The 9847-nt window shown below is 72.6% G+C and carries 12 protein-coding genes; 8 read left to right on the forward strand and 4 right to left on the reverse strand.

Features of this window, described 5'->3' with window-relative positions; all coding sequences use genetic code 11:
* The 5 genes from ABT004_RS34715 to ABT004_RS34735 form a co-directional block, all read left to right on the forward strand.
* A partial coding sequence (locus tag ABT004_RS34715; protein ID WP_351345232.1) for a hypothetical protein occupies nucleotides 1–295 on the forward strand: 295 nt, incomplete at its 5' end.
* A gap of 5 nt (nucleotides 296–300) precedes the next feature.
* Entirely contained in the window at nucleotides 301–729 is a 429-nt protein-coding gene (locus ABT004_RS34720) for a roadblock/LC7 domain-containing protein (protein WP_351345256.1), read from the forward strand.
* Between the two features lie 20 nt (nucleotides 730–749).
* Nucleotides 750–1157 (forward strand): DUF742 domain-containing protein, encoded by a 408-nt coding sequence (locus ABT004_RS34725; protein WP_351345259.1) that lies wholly within the window; start codon nucleotides 750–752, stop codon nucleotides 1155–1157.
* Nucleotides 1138–1725: a GTP-binding protein gene (locus tag ABT004_RS34730; RefSeq protein WP_451189836.1), complete on the forward strand. Its 588-nt coding sequence runs from the start codon at nucleotides 1138–1140 to the stop codon at nucleotides 1723–1725. The genes ABT004_RS34725 and ABT004_RS34730 overlap by 20 nt, the downstream gene beginning before the upstream one ends.
* 23 nt (nucleotides 1726–1748) lie before the next feature.
* Nucleotides 1749–2663, forward strand: coding sequence for a HipA family kinase (locus ABT004_RS34735; RefSeq protein WP_351345262.1), 915 nt, complete (start codon nucleotides 1749–1751; stop codon nucleotides 2661–2663).
* Between the two features lie 468 nt (nucleotides 2664–3131).
* Here the strand turns inward: ABT004_RS34735 and ABT004_RS34740 are convergent, their stop codons facing one another.
* Complete coding sequence (locus ABT004_RS34740; RefSeq protein WP_351345238.1) at nucleotides 3132–3755, reverse strand: class I SAM-dependent methyltransferase; 624 nt, start codon at nucleotides 3753–3755, stop codon at nucleotides 3132–3134.
* A 61-nt stretch (nucleotides 3756–3816) separates the two neighbouring features.
* Here ABT004_RS34740 and ABT004_RS34745 point away from each other — a divergent pair, with 61 nt between their 5' ends.
* Nucleotides 3817–4491 (forward strand): TetR/AcrR family transcriptional regulator, encoded by a 675-nt coding sequence (locus tag ABT004_RS34745; RefSeq protein ID WP_351345240.1) that lies wholly within the window; start codon nucleotides 3817–3819, stop codon nucleotides 4489–4491.
* A gap of 62 nt (nucleotides 4492–4553) precedes the next feature.
* On the opposite strand, the gene aceB is transcribed toward ABT004_RS34745, so the two are convergent.
* Together aceB and ABT004_RS34755 are read right to left on the reverse strand one after the other, a co-directional pair.
* Nucleotides 4554–6176, reverse strand: coding sequence for a malate synthase A (gene aceB / locus ABT004_RS34750; RefSeq protein WP_351345242.1), 1623 nt, complete (start codon nucleotides 6174–6176; stop codon nucleotides 4554–4556).
* Nucleotides 6177–6376: 200 nt separating this feature from the next.
* The gene (locus ABT004_RS34755) at nucleotides 6377–6982 is read right to left on the reverse strand and encodes a nucleotidyltransferase family protein (RefSeq protein ID WP_351345244.1); all 606 of its coding nucleotides are present in this window, start codon (nucleotides 6980–6982) and stop codon (nucleotides 6377–6379) included.
* A gap of 231 nt (nucleotides 6983–7213) precedes the next feature.
* On the opposite strand from ABT004_RS34755, the gene ABT004_RS34760 reads away from it, so the two are divergent.
* On the forward strand, nucleotides 7214–7531 hold the full coding sequence (locus tag ABT004_RS34760; RefSeq protein ID WP_351345247.1) for a DUF5955 family protein: 318 nt from the start codon (nucleotides 7214–7216) through the stop codon (nucleotides 7529–7531).
* A 66-nt stretch (nucleotides 7532–7597) separates the two neighbouring features.
* Here the strand turns inward: ABT004_RS34760 and yczR are convergent, their stop codons facing one another.
* The gene (gene yczR / locus ABT004_RS34765) at nucleotides 7598–9076 is read right to left on the reverse strand and encodes a MocR-like transcription factor YczR (RefSeq protein WP_351345250.1); all 1479 of its coding nucleotides are present in this window, start codon (nucleotides 9074–9076) and stop codon (nucleotides 7598–7600) included.
* A 91-nt stretch (nucleotides 9077–9167) separates the two neighbouring features.
* Here yczR and ABT004_RS34770 point away from each other — a divergent pair, with 91 nt between their 5' ends.
* The gene (locus ABT004_RS34770) at nucleotides 9168–9671 is read left to right on the forward strand and encodes a universal stress protein (RefSeq protein ID WP_351345253.1); all 504 of its coding nucleotides are present in this window, start codon (nucleotides 9168–9170) and stop codon (nucleotides 9669–9671) included.
* Nucleotides 9672–9847: the final 176 nt, after the last annotated feature.

Raw genomic sequence — 9847 nt, forward strand, 5'->3', positions numbered from 1 at the left:
CCGCCTTGGGCAATCTGCCGCCTTGGGCGGCAGGGTGGGCAAGGCGGCACCCCGGCGCGGCGCGCCCGATACGGACGGCCCCGAGCCCGGCATGGCAGAGACGGACGACCTTCCGCGACGTGTGCGGCAGGCCGGCATCAGCCCGGAGTTGCGGGACAACGTGCCCGCGCAGGGAGACGCCGCGGGGACCGGTGCCCGGTCGCCGGAGGCCGCCCGCGCCACCATGACCTCGCTGAGCTCGGGCCGCAGACGCGCCCGCGCCGCCCGCGACGAGAACGACGGAGGACCCCGATGACGCCGATGACCCCGACGTACAACGTCACCAACCTGGGTGGCGGCGACGGCATCGACTGGCTCCTCGACGAGCTGGCCGCCCGCGTCCGCGAGGTCCACCACGTCGTCATGCTCTCCGGCGACGGCCTCTGCGTCGGCGCCTCCACCGGCCTCGGCCGCGACGAGTCCGAACGCTTCTGCGCGATCGCCTCCGGCTTCCACTCCCTCGCCAAGGGCGCGGGCCGGCACTTCGACGCGGGCGGCGTCGTCCAGACGATGGTCGAACTCCAGGGCGGCTTCCTGTTCGTGGTCGCCGCCGGCGAGGGCTCCTGCCTCGCCGTGTTCACCGACGGCCACGCCGACATCGGCCTCGTCGCGTACGAGATGGCGCTGCTCGTGGACCGCGTACGCGAACACCTCGGCGTACCGACCCGCGCGGACGGCGACACCCCGTGACGCCGCGACCCCCCGACCGCATGGACGCCTGGTCCGACCGGTACGACGAGGACGCGGGGCCCCTGGTCCGGCTCTACGCCATGACCTCGGGCCGCGCCCGCACCGGCAACGGCGCGGAACGCATGGACCTCATGGCCATCGTCCGCCCCACCCGCACCAGGCCGGAGGGACCGCTGCCGCCCGAACAGCGCGAGCTGCTCGCCCTGTGCCTGCGTGGCCCGCGCCCGCTGGCCGACCTGGCCTCCGACTCCGGCCTCCCGCTCGGCGTCGTACGCGTCCTGCTCGGCGACCTGACGGCGAAGTCCCTCGTCACCGTCGCGCCGCCGGACGCCTCCGCCACCGATCCCGCCACGGGCGAACCCGCCTCCTACGCCCGCCCCGACGCCCACCTCCTCCGAGAAGTGATCAATGGCCTTCGCGCACTCTGACCCGATGACCACACCCGCCCGCGCCGACTTCACGGCCCTGAAGGTGCTGATCGCGGGCGGTTTCGGGGCCGGCAAGACCACGTTGGTGGAGTCCGTCAGCGAGATCCGCCCACTGCGCACCGAGGAGGACCTCACGGTCGCCTCGCGCGGCGTGGACCACCTCGACGGCGTCACCACCAAGTCGACGACGACCGTGGCCATGGACTTCGGCCGCATCACGCTGCGCGACGACCTCGCGCTGTATTTGTTCGGCACGCCGGGCCAGGACCGGTTCTGGTTCCTGTGGGACGAGCTGGCGACGGGGTGCCTGGGCGCGGTCGTCCTCGCGGACACCCGCCGGCTCGCCGACTGCTTCCCGGCGGTCTACTACTTCGAGAGCCGCGGCATCCCGTTCATCGTCGCGGTGAACTGCTTCGACGGCGTACGTTCACACTCCGCGGAAGCGGTCTCCCGCGCGCTCGACCTCGGCCAGGACACCACGGTGCTGCTGTGCGACGCCCGTGACCGGGAGTCCGGCAAGGAGACGCTGATCTCGCTCCTGGAGCAGGTGCTGCGCCAGGACGCGTGACCACCCGACCGTATTAGCCTGACCTGGTGCCCACGCTCAGAGAAATCACCGCGACCCGCTATGTGAACCCGCTGCGCACCGGCGGCTCCGTACCCGGCGTCGTCGAGGCGGACGACCTGGGCACGTACGTGCTGAAGTTCACCGGGTCCGCGCAGGGCGTGAAGGCGCTCGTGGCGGAGATCGTCGTGGGTGAGCTGGCGCGCGCGTTCGGGCTGCGCTTCCCGGAGTTGGTGCTCGCGCACTTCGATCCGGCGCTGGGGGCGGACGAGCCGCACCAGGAGGTCAAGGAGCTCCTCGGGGCGAGCGCGGGGCTCAACCTCGGCATGGACTTCCTGCCGGGCGCCGTGGACTTCACGCCGGAGATCGCCGAGTCCTTCCCGGTCGACCCGCTGGAGGCGGCCCGCATCGTCTGGCTCGACGCGCTCACGGTCAACGTGGACCGTACGGTGCACAGTTCGAACCTGATGGTCTGGCCCGCCCTCGGTATCGCCGAGCCGAAGCTCTGGCTCATCGACCACGGTGCGGCGCTCGTCTTCCACCACCGCTGGGACGGCGCGGACCCGGCGAAGGCGTACGACTTCCGGCACCACGCGCTGGGCGGCTACGGCCCCGACACCCGCGCGGCCGACGCGGAACTGGCCCCCAAGGTCACCGAGGACCTGCTGCGCGGGATCCTCGCCCTGGTCCCCGACGCGTGGCTCACGGACTTCGCCACACCGGACGAGGCCCGGGACGCCTACGTCACCCACCTCCTGGCCCGCGCCCGCGCCTCCGCCTCCTGGCTGCCCACGGACTTCCCGTCCCGCGACGAACTCGCTGCGGCGGACGCGCGGCGCGCGGCGGCGACGGAACGGGGCCGCCCCGCCTGGCTGAAGCGCGTCCCCGACCTCCACGGAAAGCCCCCGGCGGGGCCGGACTGGTCCCGCCACGTGGGCTGACCCCACGCTGCGCGCGGGCCCACGCCCCCGTGCGTGGGCGCGGCCACCCTCTCTTGAACGGGCCCCGCCCACCTCCCACCACCCGCCCCCTCCGGGGGCTCCGGCTCGACGGGTGCCGTCGGGCCCTCCGCGCCCCGGATCTCTGGTGCCCGGCTCCCCGGGCTGCGGCGCGCCGCAGGGCGTGCGACTGGCCTCGCCCCTGCTTCTGCGGCGCCGACGCCCGTCGGCCGGGATCCCTTGGAGGGGGCGGTGGGGTGGGAGCTGAGCGCCAGGACGGTGCGAAGTCGAGTGCCGGGAGGTAGACGGGGCGCCCTCGTGAGCCGGTTTCAGCCGCCGGACACGGGGTGCCACTTGAGGCGGTTGGCATCGCCGGGTATGGGGGCCGCTTGGGCCCGTTGCCGCCCGGCGCCGTGCGCCCCTGAGGGTGTCGCGGCCGGAGGGGCGCACCGCCGGCCGCAGGCCGGGGTGTCAGCCGTCGCGGTGCAGTGTGAACCAGAAGGTCGGGAAAGGGTTCGTGCCAGGAGTTATGTCCATCAGCCGCCAACCGGTGAACCTGGCACGGAGTTCGTCCGCCGTGACCCCGGAGAACGTGGTGTCCAGGACCCCGGGCCCGTAGCCGAACATCAGCAGGCGCGCTCCCGGCGCCGCCCGCGCCGTGAGACCCGCCGCATACGCGTCCCGGCGGTGCGTCGGGATGCCGCAGAAGCAGCTCAGGTCGAAGAACAGGTCGTACGGCCCGCGCACCCCCACCTCGTCAAGGCGCGTGGCGTCCCCGCACAGCACCGTGACGTCCACCTCCGCCGCTTCGGCCTTCTCCCGGGCCCGCGTCACCGCACGGTCGACCAGGTCCACGGCCGCCACCCGCCAGCCGTGCCGCGCCAGGTACACGGAGTTGGTCCCCGTGCCGCAGCCGAGTTCGAGGGCGCGGCCGGGCGGCAGCGCACCGGGCCCTTCCACCACCTCCACCAGCTCGGGCGGTGTGACGCCGGAGTCCCACGGCGGCCTGCCGTCCCGGTAGTAGTCCTCCAGCGCGCGGCGCACCGCCGCCTCCTGGTCGAGCTCCTCAGTGGTCCATGTCCCGGTCTCGCGCATCGCTGCCCCCAAGAGCTTAGAGTTGAACTCTAGTGTCTGACTCCAGAGATAGACTCCCGCCATGGCCGCGGTCAAGGGATCCGACAAACGCACGGGCAAGGGCACGGACAAGCGCCCCGACAAACGGGCCGAACGCTCGCGCCGCACCCGCGAGAAGGTCGTCGCGGCCGCGCGGGACCTGTTCGTCGCGCAGGGATACGGGGTGACGAGCCTTCAGGAGGTCGCGGACCGCGCGGGCGTGGCCGTCCAGACGGTGTACTTCGTGTTCGGCAACAAGCGCGCGCTGTTCAAGGACGTCGTCGACACGTCCATCGCCGGTGACGCCGAGCCGGTCGCCACGATGGGGCGGGACTGGTTCCGCGACGCGTGCGCCGAGCCCACCGCGGCCGGGCAACTCCGGGCCCACGTAAGGGGAGTGCGCGAGATCCTCGGCCGCGTCGCCCCGATCATGCCGCTGATCGCCGCCGCGGCGGCCACGGACGCGGAGATCGCCGCGCAGTGGCCCGCGGGCCCGGACCCGCGCTACACCGTCCAGTACGCGGCGGCCGAAGCGCTGGTCCCCAAGCCCGACGCCCGCGCCGACGTCGATGTCACCCGCGCCGCCGATCTGCTCTACGGGCTGCTCAGCCCGGAGCTGTACCTGGTCTTCGTCCGCGACCGCGGCTGGTCCCCCGAAGCCTGGGAGGAGTGGGCCCGCACGGCCCTGACCGCCGAACTGTGCTCCGACCACGCATAAGCCGATGACGCGTAAGGGGCCCGGCGCCATCCCGGCGCCGGGCCCCCACACACCGCGAAACGTCAGCCGAGCTGCTCGTAGGCCGGCAGCGTCAGGAAGTCCGCGTAGTCCGCGTCCAGGGAGACCTGGAGGAGGAGGTCGTGGGCCTGCTGCCACTTGCCGGCGGCGAACGCCTCGTCGCCGACCTCACCGCGGATGGCGGCCAGCTCCTCCGCGGCGACCTTGCGGGCCAGCTCGGCGGTGACGGGCTCGCCGTTGTCGAGGACGACGCCCGCGTTGATCCACTGCCAGATCTGGGAGCGGGAGATCTCCGCCGTCGCCGCGTCCTCCATGAGGTTGAAGATCGCGACGGCGCCCAGGCCGCGCAGCCACGCCTCGATGTAACGGATGCCGACCTGGACGGCGTTGACGAGTCCGTCGTAGGTGGGCTTCGCGTCGAGCGAGTCGATGGCGATGAGGTCACCGGCGGCGACGCTCACGTCCTCACGGAGCCGGTCCTTCTGGTTCGGCTTGTCGCCGAGGACCTTGTCGAAGGACTCCATGGCGATCGGGACGAGGTCCGGGTGCGCGACCCAGGAGCCGTCGAAGCCGTCGCCGGCCTCGCGGTCCTTGTCGTCGCGGACCTTCGCGAAGGCCACCTTGTTGACCTCGGCGTCGCGCCGCGACGGGATGAAGGCCGCCATGCCGCCGATGGCGTGCGCGCCGCGCTTGTGGCAGGTGCGGACGAGGAGTTCGGTGTACGCCCGCATGAACGGCGCGGTCATCGTCACCGCGTTGCGGTCCGGCAGGACGAACTTCTGGCCGCCGTCACGGAAGTTCTTGACGATGGAGAAGAGGTAGTCCCAACGACCGGCGTTCAGGCCGGAGGCGTGGTCCCGGAGCTCGTAGAGGATCTCCTCCATCTCGTACGCGGCCGTGATCGTCTCGATCAGGACGGTGGCGCGCACGGTGCCCTGCGGGATGCCGACGTAGTCCTGCGCGAAGACGAAGATCTCGTTCCAGAGGCGGGCCTCCAGGTGCGACTCCGTCTTCGGGAGGTAGAAGTACGGGCCCTTGCCGAGCTCGATCAGCCGCTTCGCGTTGTGGAAGAAGTAGAGGCCGAAGTCGACGAGCGCGCCGGGGACCGGCTTGCCGGCCTCGTCCACGAGGTGACGCTCGTTCAGGTGCCAGCCGCGCGGGCGCGTCACGACGGTCGCGAGCTCGTCGGCGCCCTTGAGGGCGTACGACTTGCCGGAGCGCTCGTCCGTGAAGTCGATGGAGCGGTTGTAGGCGTTGATGAGGTTGAGCTGACCGCCGATGACGTTCTCCCACGTCGGGGCGGAGGCGTCCTCGAAGTCGGCGAGCCAGATCTTCGCGCCGGAGTTGAGCGCGTTGATGGTCATCTTGCGGTCGGTCGGGCCGGTGATCTCGACGCGGCGGTCGTTCAGGGCGGCCGGGGCCTCGGCGACCTTCCAGGTGTCGTCCGCGCGGACGGCGGCGGTCTCCGGGAGGAAGTCGAGCGTGCAGGTGCGGGCGATCTCGGCGCGGCGCTCCGTGCGGCGGGCGAGGAGCTCGTCACGCCGGGGCGTGAAAAGGCGGTGCAGCTCGGCCACGAAGGCGAGGGCCGCTTCGGTGAGCACCTCGCCCTGTCCGGGCAGGGTCTCGGCGTCGACGATGGCCAGCGGGGACGGCGCTGGTGCGGACATGTGGCTGTCACTTCCTTCAGCGAGCGAACGGCCCCTGCGGCACTGGGTGCCGGGGCCGCCTGGGTATGGCTGCTGGCCCCGCTTCGGGGGACCGGCCCTTCTCAACAGTGGATATTAGTTTCCTCATTGTGGAAGTTCAATGGTTTGTTGACGTCGAGATTCTCAGAGTCGACAGAACGTGGCTCTGCGTGCCATCCGACTTACTCAAGGTGCTTGAGATCGGCCTCCCTGTCGATGTCGTACGCCTCGGCGATGTCCCCGCACTCCACGAGCTCCAACACCCCCGCGCGCTCCTTGAGGTACGCGCGCGCCCCGCGGTCGCCGCTCGCGCTCGCCGCGATCCCCGTCCAGTGCTCCCGGCCGAACAGCACCGGATGCCCACGCTCCCCGTCGTACGAGGCCGCCGCGAGCGAGGCGGGGGAGCGGTGCGCCGCGAGCACCCGCGACACCGCCGCCGCGCCGATCCCCGGCTGGTCCACCAGGAGTACGAGCGCGGCCTCCGCCTCCGTGTCCGCGAGCGCTTCGAGCCCCGCCCGCAGCGAGGACCCCATACCCTCCTCCCAGTCCGGGTTCTCCGTCACCTGGCACCCCTCCAGTACGGCCCGCTCCCGTACGTCGCCGGCCGCGGCCCCGAGTACCACGTGCACGGGATCGCATCCCCCCGCACGCAAGGTGCGTACCGCGTGCTCCACGAGCGGCCTGCCGCGGTGTGAGAGGAGTGCCTTGGGTCGGCCCCCGAGCCGTCGCCCGCCACCCGCGGCGAGCAGCAGCCCCGCCACCACCGTGTCTGTGCTCTTCGTCGTCATGTCCCCTGCATATCGCACACCGGGTGCGATCGAAGTCGTTCACTTTTTCACAGTTGCCTTGCGCAACGGACTGGCGAAACGCTTGCGTGTGGCGTTAACTGGGCCGCCACAAACCCGAGTTGGACACCCGACCGACGCTCCGGCCGGGTTACGCAGTAGTAGCACTTGAGAATTACGAGAAGTACTTGAGCAGGACAACACACGCACAAGGACGTGCGAGGGGGAGCAACTGTGTTGCGGAGTGTGGAGCAGAGGCTTGTGACCGGGAGCGATCAGGACCCGCGGGTGGACGAGCTGCGTACGGCCGTGTCCCGGCTGCGCCGGGAACTCGCCGCGCATCCGGTCGAGTTTCCCGACCGGGGGATAGCGGAGGACGAACTCGCGGCGCTGGACGCGATGGCCGGCGGGGGCCGGCCCGAGGTGCCGAGGCTGCGCCGCTCGCTGTTGCTCGTGGCGGGGGCGATCGGCTCGGTGAGTGCGCTGTCCGCGGCGCTTTCCCAGGTCAGGGGCGCCGTGGAACTGTTCGGAGGGCCGCCTTCGCAGGGCTGACGTACTCGTGGACGAGAGGGGGCCGCGCCGAAAGGCCGCGGCCCCCTCCGCCCGTTCAGCAGGGCCCTACGCCACCCAGCGCGGCCGCCCCGGCTCCTCGCCCGCCCCGCCGAGCCCACCGTCGAGAGCCGCGGCGATCCGCCGCACCGCCTCCTCGGCGACCTCCACCGGCTGCACGTACGGGACGCGCAGCCGGTGCTCGAACGTGCCGGGGTCCGCGCCGAACCGCGACCCGCCCTCGATCCGCACTCCGCGGCGCAGCGCGGCCCGCCCGAGCGCGGAGGCGACCGGCCGCCCCAGGTCCACCCAGAGGGAGAGCCCGCCGGGCGGCGTCTGCCAGCGCCAGTCCGGGAACTCGCGGCCGAGCGCCTCGGCGAGCCGGTCGCGGCGCTCGCGCAGCACCGGGATCCGGCCGCGCAGAATGCTGTCCTCGCGGTCGAGCAGCCGCCCCGCCACCAGCTGGTCGAGGACCGAGCCCGACATGTCGGCGGTGACCCGCAGTGCCGTCAGCTCGGTGATCAGGCGGGTGCCCGCGCGCACCCAGCCGACCCGGAGCCCGCTCCAGTGCCCCTTGCTCAACGAGCCGACGGTGACGATCTGTTCGCCCCCGTCGGGCGGCGCGAGCGCGGCGAACGGCGGCTCGCTCACCCCGTCGAGCGCGATGTCGGCGATCGTCTCGTCGATGACCAGCCAGGTGCCGGTCGCCCGCGCGGCGGCGATGATCTGCCGCCGCTGCTCGCTCGGCATGAGCCGGCCCGTCGGGTTCTGGAAGTCGGGGATCAGGTACGCGAGTCGGGGCGCCGACTGCCGCAGCGTGGCACCGACCAGGTCCACGTCCCAGCCGTCCTCGGTGACCGGCACCGGCGCGGTCCGCAGCCCCAACTGGCGGATCACCGAAAGGGCGTTGGCGTACGACGGGTTCTCCACCAGGATCCGGTCGCCGGGCCTGCCGAGCAGCGTGAGGGTGAGCGACACGGCCTGCTGGGCGCCCGTCGTGATCAGGATCTGCTCGGGCAGCGTGGGCAGGCCGCGCCGCGTGTACCGCTCGGCGATCTGGGCGCGAAGCTCCGGCAGCCCGTACGGGTGGTAGCCGTTGGTCACCGCGTGCCGGGCGACGTCCGGGGCCGCGGCGGCGTACGCGGCCGACAGCTCGTCCTCCAGGAATCCGGGCGCGGCGACCGCCAGATCGATCACGTCGTCCCCCGCGGCGGGCGTCGCCACGACCGTCGGGCGGGCGCCCTCCGGCAACTCGGTCCACGTCCCGGCGCCGCGCCTGCTGCGCGCGTACCCGCTCTCGCGGAGCAGGTCGTACGCGGCCGTGACGGTGGCCCTGCTGACTCCGAGCGAGGCCGCGAACTCGCGCTCCGCGGGCAGCCGCGTGTGCAGCGCGATCCGCCCGTCGAGCAGCAGCGTCCGTACGCCCTGCGCGAGCGCGCGGTAGCCGGGGCGCTCCCCGGCCACACCGGTCACGAGCGCGCCGAGCCGCCTGCCGCCGAGCCCGTGCCCACCGCCGTCCACGCTGCGGACCACCGCTTGGTCACCCATGCCACAACTCCGAGATTGGCCCTGCTGTCCAGGCCAATCAGCGTACAGAGTGGGGCTCGATCGGTGAGAAGTGGCCTGGAGGAGGGGTGTCATGGACGGCGAGCGGGTCGGTGGTCGCGTGGTGGTCGGGGTCAGCGGATCCCCGGCGAGCCTGTCGGCGTTGCGCTCTGCGGTCGCCGAGGCCCGGCGGTCCGGCCGTCCCCTGGTGGCGGTGCTCGCGTGGGAGCTGCCGGAGGGCGAGGCCATGTACCGGCGGTGGCCGGACGCCGCGTGGGCCCGGCACTGGTACGAGGAGGCCCGCGCCCGGCTGGCGGGGGCGTTCGACGAGGCGCTCGGCGGCCTGCCGCCCGACCTCGACGTGACGCTCCGCGTGGTGCGTTCCCGCCCGGGACCCGCCCTGGCCGGACTCGCGGCGCGCCCCGACGACCTGCTGGTCGTCGGCGTACGTCCACGGAGCCTGCGCCGCGCCGCCCACCGCCACGTACGGCGGCACGCGGTGTGCCCGGTGCTCACGGTGCCGGTGCGACCGGTCCAGCGGGCGGAACTGCGGGCGCTGCGACGGGTGCGGGCGGCGGACTTCGAGGTGACGCTCTAGGGCGTGTTTCGAAAGTAGCGTCGTCCGCCCGGAGGGCGGGCCTCGCGGGGTCTGGTGCGTGCGATCGCAAGGCGCCGGAATGGTCTCGTAGCGGAGCTACTAGGGCATTTCGGCAACGCCGCGAGCGTGCGTGCCAGACCCCGCGAGGCAGACGGGACTTTCGAAACACGCCCTAG

Source organism: Streptomyces sp. NPDC002790, assembly GCF_040295505.1.
Lineage (GTDB): Bacteria > Actinomycetota > Actinomycetes > Streptomycetales > Streptomycetaceae > Streptomyces.